Genomic DNA, 24,562 nt, shown 5'->3' with positions numbered 1-24,562 from the left:
GAGGATTTACTATGGCAAAAGTCTATTATAGCGGAGATGCAAACGAAAAATATTTACAGACCAAAACAGTTGCGATTATTGGATATGGTTCTCAAGGCCATGCTCATGCTCAGAATCTTCGTGACAGCGGAGTAAATGTTATCGTTGGGCTTCGCCGAGGAAAATCATGGGAACAAGCAGAAAAGGATGGATTTCAAGTTCGGACCGTTCGTGAAGCAACAAGAGAAGCCGATATTGTGATGGTATTGCTTCCGGATGAAAAACAACCAGACGTATACAAAGAAGAAATTGAGCAGGAGTTACAGCCGGGAAATGCACTAGTATTTGCTCACGGGTTTAATATTCATTTCAATCAAATTGTTCCACCGGATCATGTCGATGTGTTTCTAGTCGCTCCGAAAGGCCCGGGACATTTAGTTCGCCGCACTTATACAGAAGGAGCTGGTGTACCAGCATTAATTGCTGTCTATCAGGATGTAACAGGAGAAGCAAGAGAAACGGCGCTTGCTTACGCAAAAGCGATCGGTGCAACAAGAGCTGGAGTGCTAGAAACGACGTTTAAAGAAGAGACAGAAACAGATTTATTCGGTGAGCAAGCGGTATTATGCGGTGGATTAACATCGCTGATTAAAGCGGGATTTGAAACGCTCGTAGAAGCAGGCTATCAACCAGAAGTCGCTTATTTTGAATGTTTGCATGAGATGAAATTGATCGTAGACCTGATGTACGAAGGCGGTCTTTCTTGGATGCGTCATTCGATTTCTGATACGGCACAATGGGGTGATTTCATCTCTGGACCGCGCGTCATTAATGATTCTGTCAAAGCAGAGATGAAACAAGTGCTTCATGATATTCAAACCGGCAAGTTTGCGAAAGGATGGATTTTAGAAAATCAAGCGAACCGTCCAGAATTTAATGCGATTAACAGACGTGAAACAGAGCACCTCATTGAAATTGTCGGTCGCCAGTTGCGAAGCATGATGCCGTTTGTAAAGGCAAAACAGAAAGACGTGGTGGTTTCGAGTGCGAAAAATTAACATTTTTGATACAACATTGCGTGATGGTGAACAATCAGCCGGAGTGAATTTGAATTTACAAGAAAAATTGGAGATTGCTCGTCAGCTCGAACGTCTCGGAGTTGACATTATTGAAGCGGGATTTCCAGCTGCTTCAAAAGGTGATTTTCAAGCGGTAAAACAAATCGCGGAAACGATCAGAACATGCTCTGTTACCGGGCTTTCTCGCTCGGTACAGAGCGACATCGATGCTGCATGGGAAGCGTTAAAAGGCGGAGCAGAACCACGTCTTCACCTGTTTATTGCAACATCCCCGATTCATATGTTCCATAAATTGCGCATGACACCAGAACAAGTCATTGATACAGCAGTAGCTACAGTGAAGTATGCAAAACGTTATTTTCCGATTGTTCAATGGTCTGCGGAAGATGCTTGTCGCAGCGAACTTCCATTTCTAGTGAAAATTATTTCGGAAGTGATTAAAGCAGGAGCGAATGTGATTAACATTCCTGATACAGTGGGGTATATTACCCCGAAAGAATATGGGGAAATTTTCGCCTTTTTAACCAACAATATTCCGAATATTGAAAAAGTATCTCTTTCTGCTCATTGCCATGACGATTTAGGAATGGCAGTAGCGAACTCATTAGCGGCGATTGAACATGGCGCAACCCAAGTCGAAGGAACGATTAACGGAATCGGTGAGCGAGCAGGGAACGCTGCATTAGAAGAAGTAGCAGTCGCGTTATATATTCGCAAAGATTATTATCAAGCCGCAACGCGTCTCAACCTTCAAGAAATTAAACGAACAAGCAATTTGGTCAGCAAATTGACAGGAATGGTAATTCCGGCGAACAAAGCGATCGTCGGCAAAAACGCCTTCGCTCATGAATCGGGGATTCACCAAGATGGCGTATTAAAAGAAAAAACGACATACGAAATCATTTCGCCGGAGCTTGTCGGTGTTCAATCGAACTCGATGGTGTTAGGAAAACATTCTGGCCGCCATGCATTGCGAAATCGTGTGGAAGAGCTTGGATATACATTGTCTGAGGACGAAATTAACAAATTATTCGTTCGCTTTAAAGGATTAGCAGATAAGAAAAAAGACATTACGGACGATGATTTAGTCGCACTGATTTTTGAAGAAAAATTTGATCATTTCAAAGAGTTTTATCAACTTTCTTCCATTCAAGTCCAATACGGGACCAACCAAATTCCAACCGCTGTTGTTGTATTGAAAGACGGACAAGAAAACGAAATACAAGAAGCAGCGACGGGAGCAGGAAGCGTCGAAGCGTTGTATAACACATTAGAGCGATGCTTTAAGACGTCCGTTATACTATTGGACTATCGAATCGAATCAGTCAGCAGTGGAAGGGATGCGCTTGCGCAAGTGTTTGTCAAAGTGCGTGTCAATGACATTGAAACAAGCGGTCGAGGTACTGCGCAAGACGTACTGGAAGCCTCAGCGAAAGCGTACATTAATGCCGTCAATCGCGTTTTCATGATTGAGAAAATGCGTGTAGAAAATCCAAAAGTAGCAATGAAATAACGGAGGGGGAGCAAAATGGGAAATTATCGGATTGCCGTATTACCGGGAGACGGAATTGGAAAAGAGGTAACAAAGGGAGCTGTGGAAATTTTACAAGCAGTTGCCACGAGATTTCATCACCAATTTGAATTGGTTTACGGACTCATTGGCGGTGAAGCGATCGATCAAAAAGGAACGCCGTTGCCAGACGAAACGCTTGCGATGTGTCGACAAAGCGATGCGGTACTTCTTGGAGCTGTTGGTGGTCCAAAATGGGATCAAAATCCTCCGCATTTGCGTCCAGAAAAGGGATTGTTGGCAATTCGGAAAGAGATGAATTTGTTCGCAAATTTACGCCCAGTGAAGTTTTATGATAGCTTAATTGATTCTTCTCCTTTAAAAGCAGAGGTCATTCAAGATGTTGACTTGTTAATTGTAAGGGAACTAACAGGTGGATTGTATTTTGGAAAACCGAGCGGTCGCCATGTTGAAGACGGTGAAGAAACAGTGGTGGATACGCTTCTTTATAAACGTGAAGAGATCAAGCGAATTGTGACAACCGCATTTGAACTTGCGAGAAAAAGACGAAAAAAAGTGACGTCTGTCGATAAAGCGAATGTGCTTGAATCAAGTCGAATGTGGCGCGAAATCGCTGAGGAAGTTGCCCGCGATTTTCCAGATGTCAAGTTAGAGCATATGCTTGTCGATAATGCGGCGATGCAGCTTATTCGTAATCCCAAACAGTTTGATGTGCTTGTGACGGAAAACATGTTTGGCGACATCTTGAGCGATGAGGCATCCATGTTAGCCGGCTCCCTTGGCATGCTACCGTCAGCAAGCTTGTCGACATCCGGCCCGAGCTTATATGAACCGATTCATGGATCTGCTCCTGACATTGCTGGACAAAATAAAGCGAATCCGATTGCAATGATCTTGTCAAGTGCGATGATGCTTCGCCTATCTTTTGGCCTGCATGAGGAAGCAAAAGCGATCGAGAAGGCGGTTCAACAAGTGCTGACATCAGGATATCGCACAGCGGATGTAGCGCGAAATGGCCAGCGCATCGTTTCGACGAAAGAAATGGTTAACGAAATTAAAGCGACCATTCTTGATGATGGGGCAATTTTGAATATTATGGCTGTCTATGCCTAATACTTGCGCATGCCAAGAGCATGTGCGCCGCTATATCATTGCTAGTTGTGAAATAATGAGCATACATTTCTGGTAAGAGAGGTGGAACGAGTGAAACCGAAAACAATTATTGAAAAAATTTGGGAAAATCATGTTGTTTATCGTGAAGAAGGAAAACCGGATTTACTATATATCGATTTGCATTTAGTCCATGAAGTCACCTCTCCGCAAGCGTTTGAAGGATTGCGGCAAAAAGGGCGGAAAGTGCGCCGCCCTGATTTAACCTTTGCGACGATGGACCACAATGTTCCGACGGTCAATCGCTTTGTTATTGAAGATGAAGTAGCGAGAAACCAGATGACAGCGTTAGAACGAAACTGTCGCGAGTTTTCCATCGCGCTTGCCGATTTATACAGTTCCGAACAAGGAATCGTTCATGTCATCGGGCCTGAATTAGGATTGACGCAGCCGGGGAAAACAATCGTTTGCGGAGACAGTCATACATCGACACACGGGGCGTTTGGCGCGCTTGCGTTCGGAATCGGGACGAGTGAGGTCGAACATGTGCTAGCGACCCAAACGCTATGGCAACATCGTCCGAAGACATTGCAAATTCGTGTCAACGGCCGGTTAGAAGAAGGAGTCACGGCGAAAGATGTCATTTTAGCGATTATTCATCGGTATGGAGTTGACGTTGGAACGGGTTACATTATTGAATTTACCGGTGATGTCATACGCAACATGTCAATGGAAGAGCGCATGACCATTTGTAATATGGCGATTGAAGCAGGAGCGCGCGCAGGATTAGTGAGCCCTGATGAAACGACGTTTGAATATTTACGAGGACGAAAATATGCTCCGAAGGGAGAAGAGTTTGAGAAAGCGGTAGAGCGCTGGCGGCAACTTGCGACAGACGAGGGAGCGACATATGATAAAACAATTGAAATCGATGCTGCTGCGATCGCTCCGATGGTCACGTGGGGAACGACTCCAGGAATGAGCATAGCGATTGATGGAACCGTACCGTACCCGGAAGATTTTGCGACAGAGACGGAACGAAAGGCTGCGCAACTTGCTTTACGATACATGGAGCTTGAACCGGGAACACCGATGACGGAAATCCCTATTCAACACGTCTTTATCGGCTCCTGTACGAATTCGCGCATTAGTGATTTACGTGCAGCCGCGCAAATTGTGCAAGGAAAAAAGGTGGCGCCAGGTGTACGGGCGCTTGTTGTACCAGGATCGCAACAGGTAAAGCGAAAAGCAGAAGAGGAAGGTTTGGCCCAGATCTTTATCGATGCTGGATTTGAATGGCGCGATTCCGGTTGCAGCATGTGTCTAAGTATGAACCCGGATGTCGTGCCGGAAGGAGAACGATGTGCTTCAACATCCAACCGCAATTTTGAAGGAAGACAAGGAAAAGGGGCGAGAACGCACTTAGTCAGCCCAGTGATGGCTGCCGCTGCTGCGATTTATGGCCGATTTGTTGATGTTCGAAAACTGCAAACAGAGCCGGTTCGTTAAGGGGGAAAGAGACGAATGCAACCATTTACAATCCATAAAGGAAAAGTAGCTGGACTCGATCGTGCCAATGTTGATACAGATCAAATTATTCCAAAGCAATTTTTAAAACGAATTGAGCGTACAGGATTCGGAAAATTCTTATTTTATGACTGGCGGTATATTAACGAGCATACGCTCAATCCTGATTTTGAACTGAACCGTCCGGAGAACCAAGGTGCGACAATTCTTGTGGCAAACGAAAATTTCGGCTGTGGCTCATCTCGGGAACACGCCCCATGGGCATTACAAGATTACGGGTTCAAGGCGGTTATAGCGCCATCGTTTGCCGACATTTTTTATAACAACTGTTTGAAAAATGGACTATTGCCAATTCGATTAGCGAAACAAGACGTCGAGTACCTTTTACAAGAAAGTGTGCGCGCTGATTACGAATTAACGATCTCACTTGAAGAGCAGCGCGTATATGATGGAACCGGATTTGATCGGACGTTTGACATCGACCCGTACCGAAAACAGCTGATGCTGAAAGGTTGGGATGAAATTGATTTAACATTTGTGTATGAACCATATATTATCGAATATGAGAAAAAGCATCATCCTGTTTCGTAACTTTTGACAAAAGCTGACTCTGCTTCGGAGTTAGCTTTTTTATTTCCACTTGTATCCTTCATGAAATCTTGATACACTGATAAGCAAATTGGATTGCGGTGAATGAATATGAAAAAGAACAAAGGAAATATTATTCAATTTCCAAAATTACGAGAACGGTTACTTGAAAGAGGAATAGAGGCGTTACAAGCAAAACAGTATCGGGAGGCGCTTCGCTTTTTCTATGAAGCGGATGACATCGAACCGAACGATCCAGAAGTGGAGCTTAGTATCGTCGTTTGTTTATTTGAATTGGGGGAGCTAGAAGAAGCAAAACAGCGTTGTCAATTGATGCTTCAAGATGGAAGGGGAGACGATATACAGCTTTTGCAAATATATTTGTCGATTTTAATCCATTTACAACAATATGAACAAGTAGAGGAAACGGTTCAAGCGGCTTTGCAAAAGCGCGCTCTTCCTTCTTCCGTTCGCGAACATTTCACCCGTTTGCTTCACTTGAGCCAAAAAATGAGCGAACACCCATTGCCGTTTTCAGACAATGAGGATATTCGCCTATTAACCGAGTCAGAAAATGCCGCTGATCATATGAAAGTCATCGAGCAGCTTGAAAATGAAGATATTACTCCGATTCTTCCGGTTTTGACACAATATTTAACTGATGAAAGTTATAATCCGATAACCAAAACGATGATTTTGCGTTTGCTTACATTAAAACAGGTGAGAGATACAGTGACGATAAAAAAATTTGGCGACACGATGACAGTCATACCAGCCATGCTCGATGAATCGATAGAGACTCATTTTGCTGCGGATGTATTACAACTGCTCGAACACCATTTAGCAAGCGAGAATCCAAGTTTATATGAAATTGCTGCGCATATTTGGCTTCGCTACGTATACATTCTTTACCCATTTTCTCCTACACAGACATCCTGTAAGCAATGGGCGGCAGCGGTTCATACAGTCGCTTGCCAGTTTCAAGGAGTATCGATACCTATCGAAGAAATCGCTCAGCTCTATCATGTAAGTCTTGAAGATATAAAGCCGCTTTGCAAGAAACTCTATGAAATAGAAGAAATTTCTTATCTTAAATAGGCAGTTTATATTGAAACATCGTTGTTGTATGTTATAATATAATGGTTGTATTACGCATATGTTTTTACTATTTTATCTACATACATGATAGGATATAAAGATCATGAACATGTATTCATGATCTTATTCATGAATGATTTTTTGTTGGAGGGAACAATATGTCAGTAAAATGGGAAAAACTAGAAGGGAACGAAGGCGTTCTTACTGTAGAAGTAGATGCCGAAAAAGTCAATCAAGGGCTGGATGCCGCATTTAAAAAAGTAGTAAAAAACGTTAGTCTTCCAGGGTTCCGCAAAGGAAAAGTGCCTCGTGCTCTATTTGAAAAACGCTTTGGTGTGGAAGCGTTATATCAAGATGCGCTTGACATTTTATTGCCAGAAGCGTATGCGAAGGCAGTAGAAGAAGCAGGTATTGAGCCTGTTGATTATCCACATATTGATATCGAGCAAATGGAAAAAGGAAAAAGCCTTATTTTCACAGCGAAAGTAACAGTAAAACCAGAAGTGAAATTAGGTCAATATAAAGAGCTTGAAGTTGAAAAAGTGGATGCAACTGTTACGGACGAAGATGTTGAAAACGAATTAAAACGTCTTCAAGAAAATTATGCGGAACTTGTCGTCAAAGAAGACGGGAAGATCGAAAACGGTGATACAGCCGTTATCGATTTTGAAGGATTTGTTGACGGAGAGCCATTCGAAGGCGGAAAATCGGAAAACTATTCTCTTGAAATCGGTTCTGGCACATTTATTCCTGGTTTTGAAGACCAATTAATTGGTTTAGAAGCCGGAGCGGAAAAAGACGTTGAAGTGACATTCCCAGAAGAATATCATGCCAAAGAATTAGCTGGCAAACCAGCGACATTCAAAGTAAAAGTGCATGAAGTGAAAACAAAACAGCTTCCAGCACTTGATGACGAATTCGCAAAAGATGTTGATGATGAAGTCGAAACGCTAGAGCAGCTGAAAGAAAAAATTCAAAAAAGATTAGAAGAAGCGAAAAAGAATGAAGCAGAAGCAGCTCTTCGTGACGCTGTCGTCGAAAAAGCGGCAGAAAACGCAGAAATCGACATCCCAGAAGCTATGATTAAAAATGAAACAGACCGCATGTTACGCGAATTTGAACAACGTTTGCAAATGCAAGGCTTGAACCTTGAACTTTACTATCAATTCTCCGGTCAAGATGAAGCGGCGCTGCGTGAGCAAATGAAAGAAGATGCTGAAAAGCGTGTCCGCATTTCCTTGACATTAGAAGCAATTGCAAAAGCGGAAAACATTGACGTGACAGATGAAGAAGTAAATGCAGAACTTGAAAAAATGGCAGAAGCTTATAATTTATCTGTCGACCGCCTCAAACAGCTACTCGGCAGCACGGAAGGCGTCAAAGAAAATTTAAAATTCCAAAAAGTAGCAGATTTTCTTGTGGAACATAGCAAAGCTGTTGCATAATAATAAATAAGGAACAAGGCGCGAAATCGTTCGTGCCTTGTTCTTTCATACAATTACAGTATATGATTTTAAATTTTCTAACTTTTCTAATACATTCCAATTTTTTTATTAGCGTTTTTGTGATGGTTTATGATAAAATGACGAGTACATAAGTTTTACAATTAACGTTTTGTGGAAAGGTTAAATAAAGTACATACGATTGCGTGATTTTGATAACAAGGGGTGAAAGTATGTTTAAATTTAATGACGAGAAAGGACAGTTAAAGTGTTCTTTCTGCGGAAAAACACAGGATCAAGTCCGCAAACTTGTTGCTGGTCCTGGTGTATACATATGCGATGAATGTATTGAACTATGTACAGAAATTGTGGAGGAAGAATTAGGAAACGAAGAGGAAATCGAATTCAAAGATGTTCCAAAGCCAAAAGAGATTCGCGAAATTTTAGATGAATACGTCATCGGACAGGACGAAGCGAAAAAGTCGTTAGCGGTTGCTGTGTATAACCACTACAAACGCATTAACTCGAACAGCAAAATTGACGATGTAGAATTATCGAAAAGCAATATTTTAATGATTGGGCCAACAGGAAGCGGAAAAACGTTACTCGCACAAACATTGGCGCGTATTTTAAACGTTCCATTTGCGATTGCCGATGCAACATCGTTAACCGAAGCGGGATATGTCGGGGAAGACGTTGAAAATATTCTTTTAAAACTTATTCAAGCGGCCGACTACGATGTGGAAAAGGCAGAAAAAGGAATTATTTACATTGACGAAATTGATAAAATTGCCCGCAAATCTGAAAACCCATCGATTACGCGTGACGTATCCGGAGAAGGAGTACAACAGGCGCTGTTAAAAATTTTAGAAGGAACCATTGCAAGCGTTCCACCACAAGGGGGGCGCAAACATCCGCATCAAGAGTTTATTCAAATCGATACAACGAACATTTTATTTATTTGCGGTGGAGCGTTTGATGGCATTGAACCAATTATTAAACGTCGCTTAGGTAAAAAAGTGATCGGTTTTGGAACTGACATTCAGCAAGAGAATATCGACGAAAAAAGCTTGTTGTCAAAAGTGTTACCGGAAGATTTATTAAAATTTGGATTAATCCCAGAATTTGTTGGGCGCTTGCCGGTGATTACGAGTCTAGAACCGCTTGATGAACAAGCATTAGTGGACATTTTAACAAAGCCGAAAAACGCTATTGTAAAACAATATCAAAAAATGTTGGAACTAGATGAAGTGGAGCTTGAATTTGAAGAGGAAGCGCTACGAGAAATCGCGAAAAAAGCGATCGAACGCAAAACGGGCGCACGTGGTCTTCGCTCCATTATCGAAGGGATTATGCTTGATGTCATGTTTGAACTCCCTTCCCGCGAGGATGTGCAAAAGTGTGTCATTACGGCGGAAACGGTGCGTGGAAATATGCCGCCAAAGCTCATTCGTCATGACGGTACGGTCGTTGAACAAGAAAGAAAAACATCCGCTTAGCACTAAAGGAGGCTGCCTTAACAAAAGAAGGCAGTCTCTTTTTTGTTTATTCCTGCCCGAAGGCGGAGATACTATACATACTACATAACTTAGAGGGCAGGAGGATTTTGGCTAATGAATTGGACGAACGTTGCTTTATTGGTACAACTATTTTTCGGGGTTGTCATTGGTATCTATTTTTGGAATTTATTAAGAAATCAACGAACCCAAAAGGTTTCCATTGATAAAGAATCGCGAAAAGAAATGGAACAACTGCGGAAATTACGTTCGATTTCGTTAACAGAGCCGCTTGCAGAAAAAGTGAGACCAAAGAGCTTTGAAGACATTGTCGGACAAGAGGATGGCATTAAAGCATTAAAGGCAGCACTATGCGGTCCAAACCCGCAACATGTCATTATTTACGGACCGCCGGGGGTCGGGAAAACTGCAGCTGCACGTCTTGTGCTGGAAGAAGCGAAAAAAAATCCACTTTCCCCTTTTAAAAAGAACGCGGTCTTTGTAGAATTAGATGCGACGACGGCACGATTTGATGAACGTGGTATTGCCGACCCGTTAATCGGTTCTGTTCACGATCCGATTTACCAAGGAGCAGGCGCGATGGGACAAGCTGGAATTCCGCAACCAAAACAAGGAGCAGTCACACATGCCCATGGCGGCATTTTATTTATTGATGAAATCGGTGAGCTCCATCCGATTCAAATGAATAAATTGCTAAAGGTGCTCGAAGACCGGAAAGTGTTTTTTGAAAGTGCGTATTACAGTGAAGAAAATCCACAAATCCCAACCCATATTCACGATATTTTTCAAAATGGCTTGCCGGCGGATTTCCGACTCGTCGGGGCAACGACAAGAACGCCAAACGAAATACCGCCAGCGATTCGCTCGCGTTGTCTAGAAGTGTTTTTCCGCGAGCTTGACCAAGATGAAATTGCGCTTATCGCGCGAAAAGCGGCGGAGAAAATTCGCTTAAACGTGTCCGAAAATGGCATTCGTATCCTTGCCTCTTATGCCCGAAATGGTCGCGAAGCAGTGAATATGATGCAAATCGCTGCCGGAATCGCCATTTCAGAAAAACGTGAAATGATTCTTGATAAAGATATTGAGTGGGTCATTCACTCTAGCCAACTATCACCGAGATATGAAAAGAAAATTGCCGATACATCGATGGTTGGATTAGTCAACGGATTAGCGGTGTACGGTCCGAATATGGGGGCGCTGTTAGAAATTGAAGTAACAGCATTGCCGACGAAAGAAAAAGGAACGATTAACATTACCGGCATTGTGGAAGAAGAAAGCATTGGCGGACGAGAAAAATCAATTCGTCGAAAAAGCATGGCGAAAGGATCAATCGAAAATGTCATTACCGTTTTGCGGGCGATGGGTGTTCCGGCTGATCATTACGACATTCATGTCAATTTTCCTGGAGGAATTCCGATCGACGGACCATCAGCCGGAATTGCGATGGCGACTGGGATTTACTCCGCCATCTACGGTCTATCGGTTGACCGAACGATTGCGATGACTGGGGAAATTAGCATCCATGGTCACGTCAAACCCGTCGGTGGGATTTTTCCAAAAGTGAAAGCGGCGAAACAAGCGGGAGCGAAAAAAGTCATTATTCCGTTTGACAATATGCAGTCGATTTTACGGGAAATCGAAGGAATTGAGATTATTCCAGTTCATCATTTAGAGGAAGTATTTTCTATTGTCTTTAAAAAAGATGATAAGCAAAATAAGGTCGTTCCTGCGACGTCGAACCATTCAGAAACGAAATCAGTGTAAGCAGATACTTGCTCGACTTCGACTTGGCAAACCGTGATGTCGAAGTCGGCTTTTCTTTGTAAAATGAAAATGCAATGTGAAAGTTATATAGAGCTGCCTGCTGTCTTTTGGTTTGTCCCTTCCGTGCTGGCTTTCTTTCGTGAAATCATCTTATCTTCATCTTGTAAAGTGAGGATGAGGAACATTTTACTTCAAAAGAGAAGTGTTCCCCTTTGCTTTTTTGTGATTGCCTAGTTCGGGGGCCAGCTTTTTTGTGCCAAATAACATTCATCCTCGTGAGAAGCAAGAACGACGAACATTTGGCTTCGAGTGCTATTTTCACCGCCACAGCTTTTCGGCTTGCATACAATTTTACAAACATACTGCTGTGCTATACAATAGACGAATAGAAGTGAGTTGGAGGTGTTCGCCATGGCGAGAAAGAAAGAAATCATCGTACCCCTCCTTCCATTGCGTGGCTTACTTGTTTTTCCGACGATGGTGTTACATTTGGATGTCGGTCGTGAAAAATCGGTTCAAGCATTGGAAAAAGCGATGGTGGAGGATCATACGATTTTGCTTATATCACAAAAAGATGTTTCCATTGACGAACCAAGCATTGACGATATGTATGAAATGGGGACATTGGCTCGCGTGAAACAATTGCTCAAACTGCCGAATGGAACGTTTCGCGTTTTAGTCGAAGGAATTGTCCGTGCGAAAATTGTCGCTACGGTCAGTGAAGAGCCATGTTTTATTGTAAAGGTGGAAAAGTTTGTTGATCGAGCGGCAAAAGATTTAGAAGATGAAGCATTAAAGCGAACGATGCTAGAGTATTTTGAACAATACATAAACTTATCCAAAAAATTATCGGCAGATATTTATGCTTCGATTGCCGACATTGATGAGCCGGGACGAATGGCGGATATTATCGCTTCGCATCTGCCGCTGAAACTCGAAGAAAAGCAAGACATCTTGGAAACGGTGGACATAAAAGAACGCGTTCATAAAATTATTCGAATTCTTCATAACGAAAAAGAAGTGTTGCAGCTCGAGAAAAAAATTAGTATGCGCGTGAAACAATCGATGGAGCGGACACAAAAAGAATATTATTTACGCGAACAAATGAAGGCGATTCAAAAAGAGTTAGGTGAAAAGGAAGGAAAAACAGGGGAAGTCGAAGCGCTCAAAGAGAAAATCGAAGCAGCTGGCATGCCCAATCATGTCAGAGAAACTGCCTTAAAAGAGTTAGAACGATATGAAAAGATTCCGGCGACTTCCGCTGAAAGTGCCGTTATTCGCAACTATCTTGATTGGCTTCTTGCTCTTCCATGGACGAAGCAAACAGAAGACATTCACGATATAAAACGGGCGGAAACGATTTTACACGAAGAGCATTACGGTCTTGAAAAGGTAAAAGAACGGGTGCTTGAATATTTATCGGTACAGCAATTAACGAAATCGTTAAAAGGACCGATTCTTTGCTTAGCTGGACCACCGGGAGTAGGAAAAACATCGCTCGCTCGTTCGATCGCCAAGTCTCTGAATCGCCATTTTGTCCGCATTTCCCTAGGAGGGGTTCGCGATGAATCGGAAATACGCGGACATCGCCGTACCTATGTGGGGGCGATGCCGGGGCGAATCATTCAGGGAATGAAAAAAGCAGGAACGATTAATCCTGTATTTTTGCTTGATGAAATTGATAAAATGTCAAGCGATTTTCGCGGGGATCCGTCAGCTGCGCTTCTTGAAGTGCTAGATCCTGAGCAAAATCATGCATTTAGCGACCATTATATTGAAGAGCCGTATGATTTATCGAAAGTGATGTTTATCGCAACGGCTAACAACTTAGCGACGATTCCACAACCGCTCCTGGACCGAATGGAGATTATTACGATTCCGGGTTACACGGAAGTGGAAAAGCTGCATATTGCCAAACAACATCTTCTTCCGAAACAAATGAAGGAACATGGATTGAGAAAATCGGGCTTACAAATGCGCGATGAAGCGATATTGCACATCATTCGCTATTATACGCGGGAAGCCGGTGTGCGCGAGTTAGAGCGGCAGCTGGCAGCAATTTGTCGGAAAGCTGCGCGCCTTATTGTATCGGAAGAAAGAAAACGTGTCATTGTGACCGACAAAAACTTGGAAGACTTTTTAGGAAAGCGAAAATATCGTTACGGTCAAGCTGAGTTGGAGGATCAAGTCGGAGTTGCGACAGGGCTGGCGTATACGCCGTTTGGCGGTGACACCTTATCCATTGAGGTTTCGCTATCGCCGGGAAAAGGAAAATTAGTGTTAACGGGTAAATTAGGCGACGTGATGAAAGAATCAGCCCAAGCAGCGTTTAGTTATGTTCGTTCCCGTGCGAAAGAACTTGGAATTGACCCTGATTTTTACGAAAAATATGATATCCATATTCACGTTCCAGAAGGAGCTGTGCCAAAAGATGGGCCATCTGCCGGCATTACGATCGCCACAGCGCTAATTTCCGCGTTAACAGGGCAACCAGTAAGCCGATTTGTCGGCATGACCGGAGAAATTACGCTGCGTGGTCGCGTGCTGCCGATCGGCGGATTAAAAGAAAAGACGTTAAGCGCCCATCGCGCCGGACTGAAAAAAGTCATTTTGCCAAAGGAAAATGAAAAAGATTTGGAAGATATTCCGGAAATCGTGAAAAAAGATTTGGAATTTGTTCTTGTATCCCATTTAGACGAAGTACTACAACATGCATTGGTAGGGGAGAAACAATGAAGGTAACGCATGCAGAAATGGTCATTAGCGCCGTTAAACCAGAGCAATATCCAGATAGCACATTGCCTGAATTTGCGCTAGCGGGGCGCTCTAATGTAGGGAAATCTTCATTTATTAACAAAATGATTAACCGAAAGAACTTAGCACGCACGTCCTCAAAGCCAGGGAAAACACAAACATTGAACTTTTATCTCATTAATGAATCGCTCTATTTTGTCGATGTTCCCGGTTACGGTTTCGCGAAAGTGTCCAAACAAGAGCGAGAAGCATGGGGGAAAATGATTGAAACGTATTTGACGACAAGAGAGCAATTGCGTGCGGTCATTCTCATTGTCGATTTACGTCATTCACCAACAAAAGATGATGTGATGATGTACGAGTTTTTAAAGCATTATGACATTCCGGCCATCATTATCGCGACGAAAGCGGATAAAATTCCGAAAGGAAAATGGCAAAAACACTTGAAGGTTGTTCGTGAAACGCTGAATATCGTTGATGGAGATGAACTTGTTCTCTTTTCAGCTGAAACCGGTCAAGGAAAAGACGAGGCGTGGGCCGTATTGCAGCGCTTTATCTAAGCCGGAAAAACACCAGCTCATGAAAGTGGCTGGTGTTTTTGTATGAATTATTTCCTTTTTATCAATAATATGTATATGCCAGAAATAATTAAGCCAATCGGCCAAAAATTCCAAAGAAACGTAATGCCATTTTCAACAACATGAAACAAGCGGCTCCATCGCTCAGAAAACAAAATAATGCATGCGAGGGCAAAAAAGAATAAGCTTTGTATGAACCCTGATTTCATTTTTCGCGAACTTAGTAAAAACGCTACAGCGATGATAAAGAAAAACATTCCGACGTTATTCGGCCAACGTTTTGACAATTGAATGAGAAGAAAATGAAGGCCAAAGCCGAACAAAATCGTTCCTGGAAAAATGTGCTGGTATTCACGCGCAGAATACGCTTGTCCAAGCAGGGCGATGCCGAAAATGACGAAAAGGGTTGGCCATCCTTGAAAGGCGCTCAACAACGGAAGCTGGAGCTGATTTATTAAAAAATAAGCGCCTAATCCAATGAGCGTAATTCCAGTGAAAATTCCTTGCTTTTTCATCGGTTCCTCCTTGTTTTCCAGTGAGCGTTGTTTGCTGAATGTCGATTTTTTTGTTAAGGTGAATGTGGAGATTGTACTGTATAAAAGTTTATCATACGCTTTCAAATTGTGTTCACATTTTTTTCGGTCAAAGTGAGATATACATGCTATAATAAAATGAGATAGCTAGCACTTTTGATTGAGGGGGGTATAAGAGAAAGTGCATATTATTGTCGTTGGCGTAAACTATAAAACGGCCCCTGTCGAAATTCGTGAAAAACTGACGTTTAACGAATCGGAACTGGTCGAAGCAATGAAGATGTTACAACAACAAAAAAGCATTTTAGAAAATGTCATTGTTTCTACATGTAATCGCACGGAAATTTACGCTGTTGTCGACCAGTTGCATACTGGGCGTTATTATATAAAATCGTTTTTAGCTGATTGGTTTCAACTGGAAAAAGAAGAGTTGACTCCATACTTAAAAGTTTTAGAAAACGAGGCGGCAGTCGAGCATTTATTTCGCGTCGCCTGTGGGCTCGATTCGATGATTTTAGGGGAGACGCAGATTTTAGGACAAGTGCGTTCAAGCTACCTTCTTGCCCAACAAGAACAGACGATTGGAACGGTGTTTAAACAGCTATTTAAACAAGCGGTTACGCTTGCGAAACGCGTTCATTCAGAGACGGAAATCGGATCTAATGCGGTTTCGGTAAGCTACGCCGCCGTTGAGTTGGCAAAAAAGATTTTTGGAGACTTATCGACAAAACACGTCCTCATTTTAGGTGCAGGGAAAATGGGCGAATTGGCCGTACAAAACCTTTACGGAAGCGGCGTGAAAAAAGTAACGGTCATCAACCGTACGTTTGAGAAGGCGCAACGGTTAGCAGAGAAATTTCTCGGAGAGGCAAAGTCGCTTTGTGAGTTGCAATGCGCTCTTATCGAGGCAGATATTTTAATCAGTTCGACCGGTGCAAAAGATTATGTCATTACAAAAGACCTGATGGTTCACGTTGAAAAAATGCGGAAAGGCCGTCCGCTGTTTATGGTCGATATTGCCGTTCCGCGCGATTTAGATCCGGCGTTAGCGGAACTTGAAAGCGTCTTTTTGTATGATATTGACGACTTAGAAGGAATCGTTCAGGCGAATTTAGCGGAGCGGAAAAAAGCAGCCGAGCAAATTGAAATGATGATTGAGGAAGAGCTTGTTGAATTTCAACAATGGCTTCATACGCTTGGCGTCGTTCCTGTTATTGCTGCACTTCGTGAAAAAGCATTAGCGATTCAAGCGGAGACTATGCAAAGCATTGAACGGAAGCTCCCGCATTTATCAGAGCGCGATCGGAAAGTGTTGAATAAGCATACAAAAAGCATTATCAATCAATTGTTGCGCGATCCGATTTTGCGTGCGAAGGAATTAGCGGCAGAGCCAAATGCGGAAGAGGCGCTCCGATTGTTTACGAAGATTTTTAACATTGAACAGGCCGTACAAGCGCAAAAGCAAGCAAAAGGCGATGGTGAACGCTCGATTGCGCCATCTCTACAGTCATAAGAGAGGATTTTGACGAATGTTAGAGATGAGTATGACACGATTGTATGAGCTGTCGGTAATTTTGTATGCAATGTCTGTGTTGCTGTATTTTATAGATTTTCTGCATCATAACCGGAAGGCGAACCGCATTGCCTTCTGGTTGCTTTCTATTGTCTGGATTTTTCAAACATTTTTTTTCATGTTCCGCATTGTTGAAACAGGACGATTTCCAATTTTAACGATGTCGGAAGGACTCTATTTTTATGCATGGGTATTGATTACGTTGTCGCTTGTGATCAATCGGGTGCTGCGCGTTGATTTTATCGTATTTTTTACGAATGTATTAGCCTTTTTTATTTTAGCGGTTCATACGTTCGCCCCGAGCCATCACCAGTCAGCGGCCGCGGCGGAAAAATTAATTTCTGAACTGCTCATGATTCATATTACGATGACGATTTTAGCGTATGGGGCGTTTTCCCTTTCGTTTGTTTTTTCCATTTTATATATTATTCAATACAATTTATTGAAACAAAAAAAATGGGGGAAACGGTTATTACGAATGACTGATTTAACGAAATTAGATTACATGTCATACGTTTTAAATCTCATTGGATTGCCTATGTTGTTATTAGGGCTGATTCTTGGGGTTATTTGGGCGTACATTAAAATTGACCATTTTCACTGGTATGATGCCAAAGTATTAGGGTCTTTTTCGGTTCTCGCGGTTTACAGCATTTACTTTTACAAGCGTGTCGTTCAACAAGTGCAAGGAAAGGCAATCGCAATTTGGAACATTGGCTCTTTTTTATTTCTATTAGTCAACTTTTTCTTATTCGGCAGTTTATCAAAGTTTCATTTTTGGTACTCGTAGTGGAGGAATAGAAAATGCGAAAAATTATTGTCGGTTCACGGCGCAGTAAGCTCGCACTAACACAGACAAATTGGGTGATTTCAAAATTAAAACAGTTAGGAGCGCCGTTTGAATTTGAAGTGAAAGAAATCGTCACAAAAGGGGACGAAATTTTACATGTAACTTTATCGAAAGTCGGAGGCAAAGGGTTATTTGTCAAAGAAATTGAACAAGCGATGCTGCGCGGCGATATTGATATTGCTGTACATAGTATGAAAGATATGCCGGCTGTGTTGCCGGACGGATTAATGATCGGGTGTGTGCCTGTCAGAGAAGATCATCGCGATGTCATCATTAGTAAAGATCATGTTTCTTTTTTTGACTTGCCGAGCGGTGCGGTGATTGGGACAAGCAGTTTGCGTCGTTCCGCGCAGCTTCTTTCGAAACGGCCAGACCTTGAAATCAAATGGATTCGTGGCAATATTGATACGCGTCTAGCAAAACTACAAAATGAAGACTATGATGCCATTATTTTGGCAGCAGCCGGATTAGTGCGAATGGGATGGGCAAGAGATGTCATCACCGACTATTTGCCGATTGATGTTTGTCTTCCAGCCGTCGGTCAAGGAGCGCTGGCGGTGGAATGCCGTGAAAACGATACAGAGTTATTACAATGGTTACGGAAATTGAATGATGTGGAAACGGAGCGGGCGGTGAAAGCAGAGCGCGCCTTTTTACATCGAATGGAGGGGGGCTGCCAAGTTCCGATTGCCGGATATGCTTATATGAACGAGCAAAAAGAGATCGTATTAACTGCGCTCGTTGCGTCTCCAGACGGTAAAGAGCTGTACAAAGAAGTCGTTGCCGGAGCGAACCCGGAAGAGGTGGGGACAAAAGCGGCAGATCTGCTTATCCAGCGCGGCGCGAAAACGCTGATTGACCGTTTGAAAGAGGAGCTCGAGACGCAATGAAGTTCCACCCGTTACGTGGAAAAACCGTTCTTGTGACAAGAGGAAAGGAGCAGGCGCAAGCTTTTTCAGACAAGCTTAGACAAGTCGGGGCCATTCCGATTGAAATTCCGCTTATCTCCTTTTCCGCTTCTGAACATAACGAACAGATTGGGCAGTGCATCCGTGAGCTGTATCGTTACGATTGGCTCATTTTCACAAGCGCTAACGGCGTGCGCTTTTTCTTTCCGCTTATCAAACCGGGCATGAAGCTTCCGAAAGTGGCAGTTGTCGGAAAAAAAACGGCGACGGCTTTAGAAAAGCATGGCATTCAGCCTGATATTGTGCCGGATGAGTTTGTCGCTGAAGGATTAGTCGAAGCATTAAAGCCGATCATCCAGCCGAACGAACGCATTTTGCTCGTGAAAGGGAATTTGGCGCGTCCCACATTAAAAGAAGCACTCATTCGGATAGGAGCAACCGTCACTGACCTCGTTGTTTATGAAACGAAAATTAATGAAAGCGGAAAGGAACAGCTTATCGATTTGTTGCAGAAGCGAGCGATTGATGTCATTACGTTTACGAGCTCATCGACTGTTCAAAGCTTTATGCGCATGCTGGACGAAGTGGACTGGGTTCCGCTCCTTGAGCAGTGTGTCATTGCTTGCATTGGTCCGGTGACGAAACAGGCAGCCGAGAAAGCGGGATTACGTGTGCATATTTGTCCAGAGCGTTACACGATTGATGATATGATAAAAGAGATGGGGACTTATTTTTCCTAAAACGAATCATAGGGGGAAGACAAAATGAATTCATTACACTTTGATCGTCATCGTCGGTTGCGGCAAACAGCGAATTTACGAGCAATGGTGAGAGAAACGCATCTTCATGTCGAGGATCTCATTTATCCGATTTTTGTTGTCGAAGGAAAAGAAACGAAACAAGAAGTGCGGTCCATGCCGGGAGTATACCAGCTTTCACTCGATCATCTCAATGATGAAATCGCTGAAGTCGTCGAGTTAGGCATTAAATCCGTCATCGTGTTCGGTGTGCCGGCAGAAAAAGATGAAGTCGGTTCGCAAGCATACTGTGAGCATGGAATTGTGCAACAGGCGATTCGGCAAATCAAAGCACACTATCCGGAGCTAGTGGTGATTGCCGATACATGTCTATGTGAATATACAAGCCACGGCCATTGCGGCGTTATCGAAAACGAGCAAGTTGTAAATGACTCATCGCTTGAGCTGCTTGTAAAAACAGCGGTCAGCCAAGCGAAAGCAGGAGCAGATATCATCGCTCCTTCAAACATGATGGATGGCTTTGTTGCGGCGATTCGTCAAGGATTAGACGAAGCCGGATTCACTCATGTGCCGATTATGTCGTATGCAGTTAAATATGCTTCTGCTTTTTATGGACCATTCCGCGATGCGGCTGATAGCGCTCCACAGTTTGGTGATCGGAAAACGTACCAAATGGATCCGGCCAACCGTCTTGAAGCATTTCGCGAAGCGGAATCCGATGTGCGCGAAGGAGCCGACTTTTTAATGGTGAAACCGGCGCTCGCTTATTTGGATATCATCCGCGATATGAAAAACCATTTCCATCTTCCGATTGTTGCTTACAATGTAAGTGGCGAGTATTCGATGGTGAAAGCGGCAGCGCAAAACGGATGGATCAATGAAAAAGAAATTGTTATGGAAATGTTAATCGGCATGAAACGGGCGGGAGCCGACTTAATTTTAACGTACTTTGCGAAAGATGTAGCTCGTTGGTTAAACGAATAGAAAGGGGAGCGAACATGCGAAGTTACGAACGTTCAAAAGAGGCGTATCAGGAAGCTGTTCAATTGTTGCCGGGCGGCGTAAATAGCCCTGTCCGGGCGTTTAAATCGGTCAACATGACGCCGATCTTTATGGAGCGCGGCCAAGGTTCGAAAATTTATGATGTTGACGGAAACGAATATATTGACTATGTGTTGTCATGGGGGCCGCTGATTTTAGGACATGCGAACCCTCGTGTCGTTGAAGCGTTAAAAAAAGTAGCAGAAAACGGAACGAGCTTTGGTGCACCAACGCTAATCGAAAATGAGTTAGCGAAGCTTGTCATTGAACGCGTGCCGTCGATTGAAATTGTCCGAATGGTGAACTCGGGAACGGAGGCGACAATGAGCGCGCTTCGATTAGCGCGCGGCTATACAGGGCGCAATAAAATTGTAAAATTTGAAGGCTGTTATCATGGTCATGGCGATTCGTTGTTAATTAAAGCAGGTTCAGGAGTGGCCACTCTTGGTTTACCTGACAGTCCGGGGGTTCCGGAATCGGTAGCTCAAAACACGATTACTGTTCCTTACAACGACCTTGAAAGCGTCAAATATGCGTTTGAGCGATTTGGCGAAGATATTGCCGCAGTCATTGTCGAACCAGTCGCTGGGAACATGGGGGTCGTTCCACCAGAGCCGGGCTTTTTGCAAGGATTACGAGACGTGACGAAACAATACGGAGCGCTCTTAATTTTTGATGAAGTGATGACAGGATTCCGTGTGGATTACCATTGTGCGCAAGGATATTTCGGCATTGAACCAGATCTGACGTGCCTTGGAAAAGTCATTGGTGGCGGTCTTCCTGTTGGAGCCTACGGCGGTAAAGCCGAAATTATGGAACGAGTCGCCCCAAGCGGACCAATTTATCAAGCAGGGACATTATCCGGCAATCCGTTAGCGATGACGGCCGGATATGAAACGTTAATTCAACTCACTCCGGAGACGTATGAGCAATTTAAGAAAAAAGCAGATCGTCTGGAGGAAGGCTTGAGACAAGCGGCGACAAAATACGAAATTCCTCATACTATTAATCGCGCTGGCTCGATGATTGGCTTTTTCTTTACAAACGAAAAAGTTGTAAACTATGAAAAGGCGAAAACATCCGATTTAGAGATGTTTGCCGCGTATTATCGCGAAATGGCGGAACAAGGCATTTTCCTTCCACCTTCGCAATTTGAGGGCATGTTCTTATCAACGGAACATACGGATGAAGATATTGAAAAAACAATTGTTGCAGCGGAAAGAGCGTTTGCTAAACTAAGAGGAGCGCAATAGGTTCAATAAGGCACGATAGAAAGATAGTGTAGGGCTGTCCCATTATTTTTGGGGCAGCCCCATTTTTTATTCATATCTCCCGACCGTCACTCATACAATTGATAATGTCATAGAAATTTGCGGGCGAAAGACATGGAAGGAGGAGTTGCGGTTGGACCAATCATATTTGCGTTTTTCCCTCGAGGAATCGATCTGGTTTAAAAAGGGACAGGAAGTCTCTGAATTGATTTCGATTGCTCTTGATCCAGTGATTTCAGTTGATGAATATGAGCATTATATTACAATTCGCGGAGCGTTAGAATTAAGCGGAGAATATCGAATGACTGAGGAAGAAGAAAGCGACTCAGAACTGTTCGATTTTAGCGCACATCGCTTTGTACAACGTGTAACGACGCGTGAGGATGGGATTAGTGAATTATTTCATCGTTTTCCTGTCGATATTACCATTCCGAAAAATCGCATTCAAAATTTAGAGGATGTCTATGTTACAGTCGAATCATTTGATTACGACTTAGGTGAAAATGGTCAGCTCGTATTGACAGCTGATATTTCGATTAGCGGCATTGGCGAAGAGACGCGCAACGAGTCCATACAATACGAGGAAGAGGAAGAAGAGCCATTGTTTGAACCGTTTGAGGTGGTAGCACGTAAAGAAGCTTACGAGGAAGAGACGGAGCAGTTTGAAGAACGTGAAGTATATGACGAAAGCCTAGAAGAAGAGAAAAATGAAGAGGCTTCTCCGATCAGTGCAGCTCAAACTGAGCTTGTACAGAAAGAGAGCGAGGTGCTGAATCGAAACGAGGATAAAGAACAGCTTAAGACAATTGCTGAGGAGATTGACACCGTTCAAGAGAAGGAAGAAACAAAAGTATCGATCGGAGCAATTAAGCAAATAGAAAATAGAGATGAAAACGAGGAAGAGTCGGCTGATAAAAAAGTGAAGGAGTATTCAAAATCAAAAAATGAAAACGCCCTTTATTTAACGAAATTATTTGAGAAGGGACAAGGAGAGGATTTTTCAAGAGTCAAAATTTGTATCGTTCAGCAAGGGGATTCATTGGACAAGATCGCTGAGCGCTATGATGTCACTGTGCAACATCTGCTTCGTGCCAATCATCTCGATTACGGAACGGATATTCATGAAGGACAACTGTTATATATCCCGGTGCCGGCGGGCAGCCGCGCATAACGGTGAGTGAAGAATGCTTCCTCACTTCTTTTTATGTGGAGAAGGGGGGCTTTTTGTTGAATCGTGAACTTCTTGAATTATATCGCCCCATTTTGCAACAGTACGGTCTACAAGCACATCGGATAGATCATGTTGGAAAAGTGAAAAAAGTCTATACGAACGTCGGCGTATTTGCGCTGAAAGAAATAAAGCATGATAGGCAGATACAAACCGTTCAGCAAGCCTATTCTCTCTATACAAAACAATCAGTTCCTCTCTATTTGTCAAGACAAGGAACTCCGTTTGTTTTTTATCAAGGGCAATACTATTACTTAATGCCGTGGATCACTCAAGGAACAAACCCAGAGAGAGGAGAGCGGATACGCTCCTTTTTTCGAGATCTTGCTTACCTGCATCGACAGTCACTAAAAGAAGTCGATGTAAAAGAAGAGGAAATTACCCATTATTATGAAGCACGGAAAAGCGAGTGGGAAAAGCAGCGGACCTTTTTACAATCATATGTCGAACAATGTGAACATGAATGGTATATGTCTCCGTTTCAATTACAGGTTTGTACGTATTTTCATGAAACGATGCAAGCGTATTGGTTTGCCGAAACGCAGTTAGAAAAATGGTACGAGAAAATAAAAGAAACAAAAAAGTGGAGAATGGTCTTTATTCATGGGAATGCTTCATTATCACATTACGTACACGATGAAAAAGGAAATCGGTATTTCCTTAGTTGGGAGCGCGCCTGTTGGGCATCGCCACTTGCCGATTTATTTACATCTTTATATCATCATGTCCGAACGTCTCATCCGATCGGTGACGAGTGGATAGATGGGGTTGTAGAATATGAGCAACAATTATCCATTCTTGATGAGGAGCAAGCCTTTTTTTTCAGTCATTTAGCTCAGCCGGATAGCATGTATCGTTTTGTTTTCCAATATGCCACCGAGCGGCAAAAAGAAAGAAGCGAGCGCGACTATGTTTCCCGATTACACCGACGATATTGGGCAATGAAAAATATCGAATATATCGTTATGCGTCTTATACAAATAAAAGAAGCCAAACAAGCGGAAGAACAATCGGAAGTTTCTTTGTAATTTAAATCCATTCAAGATGCAAGGCCACGGCAATGAGTACAAAAATCGCTAATAAAATAACGTCAATTGGCGTCGGAAAAAAAATGGTGCGAATCCCTTGGAAAATCGTAATCGGAATAATGACTTGTACGCAAACGATACGAACTTGACGAAGCCACGGAGGCCACGAAAACCGGTTAAAATTCTTCATCCATCATCTCTCCTAACAGTGTGCTACTAATACATTATGAAATAATGAGGATAATGTGATTTTTTTGTCACCAAAAAGCGAAATGAGAATAAATAAATAAAAACTTGGAAAAGATGATTGACGATGAATTTGGTTTTTCGGTAGTATAATAAACAGAAACGTGAAAAAGCGAAGATAGGGAAGAGTACAACGAATAACGCCTTCAGAGAGAGAAA

At 43.0% G+C, this 24,562-nt stretch carries 21 protein-coding genes and 1 other annotated feature (1 of these 22 only partly in view); of the genes, 19 read left to right on the top strand and 2 right to left on the bottom strand.

What is annotated here, in order from left to right:
- Positions 1–11 precede the first annotated feature (11 nt).
- The 11 genes from ilvC (at position 12) to yihA (ending at position 14,949) form a co-directional block, all read left to right on the top strand.
- Positions 12–1,037, top strand: a complete 1,026-nt coding sequence (ilvC, locus tag ISX45_RS11540) for a ketol-acid reductoisomerase (protein ID WP_194519028.1) — start codon at positions 12–14, stop codon at positions 1,035–1,037.
- A complete protein-coding gene (locus ISX45_RS11535; protein WP_181554613.1) occupies positions 1,024–2,571 on the top strand; it encodes a 2-isopropylmalate synthase in 1,548 nt (515 codons plus the stop codon). Before ilvC ends, ISX45_RS11535 begins: the two co-directional genes overlap by 14 nt.
- A gap of 15 nt (positions 2,572–2,586) precedes the next feature.
- Positions 2,587–3,702 (top strand): 3-isopropylmalate dehydrogenase, encoded by a 1,116-nt coding sequence (leuB, locus tag ISX45_RS11530; RefSeq protein WP_194519027.1) that lies wholly within the window; start codon positions 2,587–2,589, stop codon positions 3,700–3,702.
- Between the two features lie 90 nt (positions 3,703–3,792).
- Positions 3,793–5,208, top strand: coding sequence for a 3-isopropylmalate dehydratase large subunit (gene leuC, locus ISX45_RS11525; protein WP_194519026.1), 1,416 nt, complete (start codon positions 3,793–3,795; stop codon positions 5,206–5,208).
- 15 nt (positions 5,209–5,223) lie between these two features.
- Complete coding sequence (gene leuD / locus ISX45_RS11520; RefSeq protein ID WP_181554610.1) at positions 5,224–5,817, top strand: 3-isopropylmalate dehydratase small subunit; 594 nt, start codon at positions 5,224–5,226, stop codon at positions 5,815–5,817.
- Positions 5,818–5,919: 102 nt separating this feature from the next.
- Entirely contained in the window at positions 5,920–6,912 is a 993-nt protein-coding gene (locus tag ISX45_RS11515) for a tetratricopeptide repeat protein (protein ID WP_228485540.1), read from the top strand.
- Positions 6,913–7,070: 158 nt separating this feature from the next.
- Positions 7,071–8,357, top strand: a complete 1,287-nt coding sequence (gene tig / locus ISX45_RS11510; protein WP_194519025.1) for a trigger factor — start codon at positions 7,071–7,073, stop codon at positions 8,355–8,357.
- A gap of 230 nt (positions 8,358–8,587) precedes the next feature.
- Positions 8,588–9,853 (top strand): ATP-dependent protease ATP-binding subunit ClpX, encoded by a 1,266-nt coding sequence (gene clpX, locus ISX45_RS11505; RefSeq protein WP_181554607.1) that lies wholly within the window; start codon positions 8,588–8,590, stop codon positions 9,851–9,853.
- 114 nt (positions 9,854–9,967) lie between these two features.
- The gene (lonB, locus tag ISX45_RS11500) at positions 9,968–11,635 is read left to right on the top strand and encodes an ATP-dependent protease LonB (RefSeq protein WP_194519024.1); all 1,668 of its coding nucleotides are present in this window, start codon (positions 9,968–9,970) and stop codon (positions 11,633–11,635) included.
- Positions 11,636–12,046: 411 nt separating this feature from the next.
- Positions 12,047–14,371 carry an endopeptidase La gene (lon, locus tag ISX45_RS11495; RefSeq protein ID WP_194519023.1) on the top strand — a complete coding sequence of 775 codons (2,325 nt, stop codon included), beginning with the start codon at positions 12,047–12,049 and terminating at the stop codon, positions 14,369–14,371.
- Positions 14,368–14,949 (top strand): ribosome biogenesis GTP-binding protein YihA/YsxC, encoded by a 582-nt coding sequence (yihA, locus tag ISX45_RS11490; RefSeq protein WP_181554604.1) that lies wholly within the window; start codon positions 14,368–14,370, stop codon positions 14,947–14,949. Before lon ends, yihA begins: the two co-directional genes overlap by 4 nt.
- Before the next feature lie 47 nt (positions 14,950–14,996).
- Here the strand turns inward: yihA and ISX45_RS11485 are convergent, their stop codons facing one another.
- Positions 14,997–15,482: a LiaI-LiaF-like domain-containing protein gene (locus ISX45_RS11485; RefSeq protein WP_181554603.1), complete on the bottom strand. Its 486-nt coding sequence runs from the start codon at positions 15,480–15,482 to the stop codon at positions 14,997–14,999.
- Between the two features lie 199 nt (positions 15,483–15,681).
- Here ISX45_RS11485 and hemA point away from each other — a divergent pair, with 199 nt between their 5' ends.
- The 8 genes from hemA to ysxE all read left to right on the top strand — a co-directional run bounded on the left by hemA (position 15,682) and on the right by ysxE (position 24,157).
- Complete coding sequence (gene hemA, locus ISX45_RS11480; protein ID WP_194519022.1) at positions 15,682–17,013, top strand: glutamyl-tRNA reductase; 1,332 nt, start codon at positions 15,682–15,684, stop codon at positions 17,011–17,013.
- A 16-nt stretch (positions 17,014–17,029) separates the two neighbouring features.
- The gene (ccsA, locus tag ISX45_RS11475) at positions 17,030–17,863 is read left to right on the top strand and encodes a cytochrome c biogenesis protein (RefSeq protein ID WP_181554601.1); all 834 of its coding nucleotides are present in this window, start codon (positions 17,030–17,032) and stop codon (positions 17,861–17,863) included.
- 14 nt (positions 17,864–17,877) lie between these two features.
- Positions 17,878–18,813, top strand: coding sequence for a hydroxymethylbilane synthase (gene hemC / locus ISX45_RS11470; protein WP_194519021.1), 936 nt, complete (start codon positions 17,878–17,880; stop codon positions 18,811–18,813).
- Positions 18,810–19,571 (top strand): uroporphyrinogen-III synthase, encoded by a 762-nt coding sequence (locus ISX45_RS11465; protein WP_194519020.1) that lies wholly within the window; start codon positions 18,810–18,812, stop codon positions 19,569–19,571. The genes hemC and ISX45_RS11465 overlap by 4 nt, the downstream gene beginning before the upstream one ends.
- Before the next feature lie 24 nt (positions 19,572–19,595).
- A complete protein-coding gene (gene hemB / locus ISX45_RS11460; protein WP_194519019.1) occupies positions 19,596–20,573 on the top strand; it encodes a porphobilinogen synthase in 978 nt (325 codons plus the stop codon).
- Between the two features lie 14 nt (positions 20,574–20,587).
- Complete coding sequence (gene hemL, locus ISX45_RS11455) at positions 20,588–21,883, top strand: glutamate-1-semialdehyde 2,1-aminomutase (protein WP_181554597.1); 1,296 nt, start codon at positions 20,588–20,590, stop codon at positions 21,881–21,883.
- A gap of 151 nt (positions 21,884–22,034) precedes the next feature.
- Positions 22,035–23,072 (top strand): stage VI sporulation protein D, encoded by a 1,038-nt coding sequence (spoVID, locus tag ISX45_RS11450; protein WP_194519018.1) that lies wholly within the window; start codon positions 22,035–22,037, stop codon positions 23,070–23,072.
- A 56-nt stretch (positions 23,073–23,128) separates the two neighbouring features.
- Complete coding sequence (gene ysxE, locus ISX45_RS11445; protein ID WP_194519017.1) at positions 23,129–24,157, top strand: spore coat protein YsxE; 1,029 nt, start codon at positions 23,129–23,131, stop codon at positions 24,155–24,157.
- Position 24,158: 1 nt separating this feature from the next.
- On the opposite strand, the gene ISX45_RS11440 is transcribed toward ysxE, so the two are convergent.
- Positions 24,159–24,347, bottom strand: a complete 189-nt coding sequence (locus tag ISX45_RS11440; protein WP_181554594.1) for a hypothetical protein — start codon at positions 24,345–24,347, stop codon at positions 24,159–24,161.
- Positions 24,348–24,509: 162 nt separating this feature from the next.
- Positions 24,510–24,562: a binding site (T-box leader), on the top strand; it runs 195 nt beyond the window's last position.

Origin of the sequence: Thermaerobacillus caldiproteolyticus (assembly GCF_015326725.1) — a bacterium.
Classification (GTDB): Bacteria; Bacillota; Bacilli; order Bacillales; family Anoxybacillaceae; genus Thermaerobacillus; species Thermaerobacillus caldiproteolyticus.
The sequence above is the reverse complement of the archived record's forward strand: the minus strand, read 5'-3'. Positions and strand labels throughout refer to the sequence as shown.

What these genes read in the sequence shown, in the direction of transcription:
- ilvC (WP_194519028.1), top strand. Translation starts at nt 12, where the DNA reads ATGGCAAAAGTCTATTATAGCGGAGATGCAAACGAAAAATATTTACAG.
- leuB (WP_194519027.1), top strand. Translation starts at nt 2,587, where the DNA reads ATGGGAAATTATCGGATTGCCGTATTACCGGGAGACGGAATTGGAAAA.
- leuD (WP_181554610.1), top strand. Translation starts at nt 5,224, where the DNA reads ATGCAACCATTTACAATCCATAAAGGAAAAGTAGCTGGACTCGATCGT.
- ISX45_RS11515 (WP_228485540.1), top strand. Translation starts at nt 5,920, where the DNA reads ATGAATATGAAAAAGAACAAAGGAAATATTATTCAATTTCCAAAATTA.
- tig (WP_194519025.1), top strand. Translation starts at nt 7,071, where the DNA reads ATGTCAGTAAAATGGGAAAAACTAGAAGGGAACGAAGGCGTTCTTACT.
- clpX (WP_181554607.1), top strand. Translation starts at nt 8,588, where the DNA reads ATGTTTAAATTTAATGACGAGAAAGGACAGTTAAAGTGTTCTTTCTGC.
- lonB (WP_194519024.1), top strand. Translation starts at nt 9,968, where the DNA reads ATGAATTGGACGAACGTTGCTTTATTGGTACAACTATTTTTCGGGGTT.
- lon (WP_194519023.1), top strand. Translation starts at nt 12,047, where the DNA reads ATGGCGAGAAAGAAAGAAATCATCGTACCCCTCCTTCCATTGCGTGGC.
- yihA (WP_181554604.1), top strand. Translation starts at nt 14,368, where the DNA reads ATGAAGGTAACGCATGCAGAAATGGTCATTAGCGCCGTTAAACCAGAG.
- ISX45_RS11485 (WP_181554603.1), bottom strand. Translation starts at nt 15,482, where the DNA reads ATGAAAAAGCAAGGAATTTTCACTGGAATTACGCTCATTGGATTAGGC.
- ccsA (WP_181554601.1), top strand. Translation starts at nt 17,030, where the DNA reads ATGTTAGAGATGAGTATGACACGATTGTATGAGCTGTCGGTAATTTTG.
- hemC (WP_194519021.1), top strand. Translation starts at nt 17,878, where the DNA reads ATGCGAAAAATTATTGTCGGTTCACGGCGCAGTAAGCTCGCACTAACA.
- ISX45_RS11465 (WP_194519020.1), top strand. Translation starts at nt 18,810, where the DNA reads ATGAAGTTCCACCCGTTACGTGGAAAAACCGTTCTTGTGACAAGAGGA.
- hemB (WP_194519019.1), top strand. Translation starts at nt 19,596, where the DNA reads ATGAATTCATTACACTTTGATCGTCATCGTCGGTTGCGGCAAACAGCG.
- hemL (WP_181554597.1), top strand. Translation starts at nt 20,588, where the DNA reads ATGCGAAGTTACGAACGTTCAAAAGAGGCGTATCAGGAAGCTGTTCAA.
- ISX45_RS11440 (WP_181554594.1), bottom strand. Translation starts at nt 24,347, where the DNA reads ATGAAGAATTTTAACCGGTTTTCGTGGCCTCCGTGGCTTCGTCAAGTT.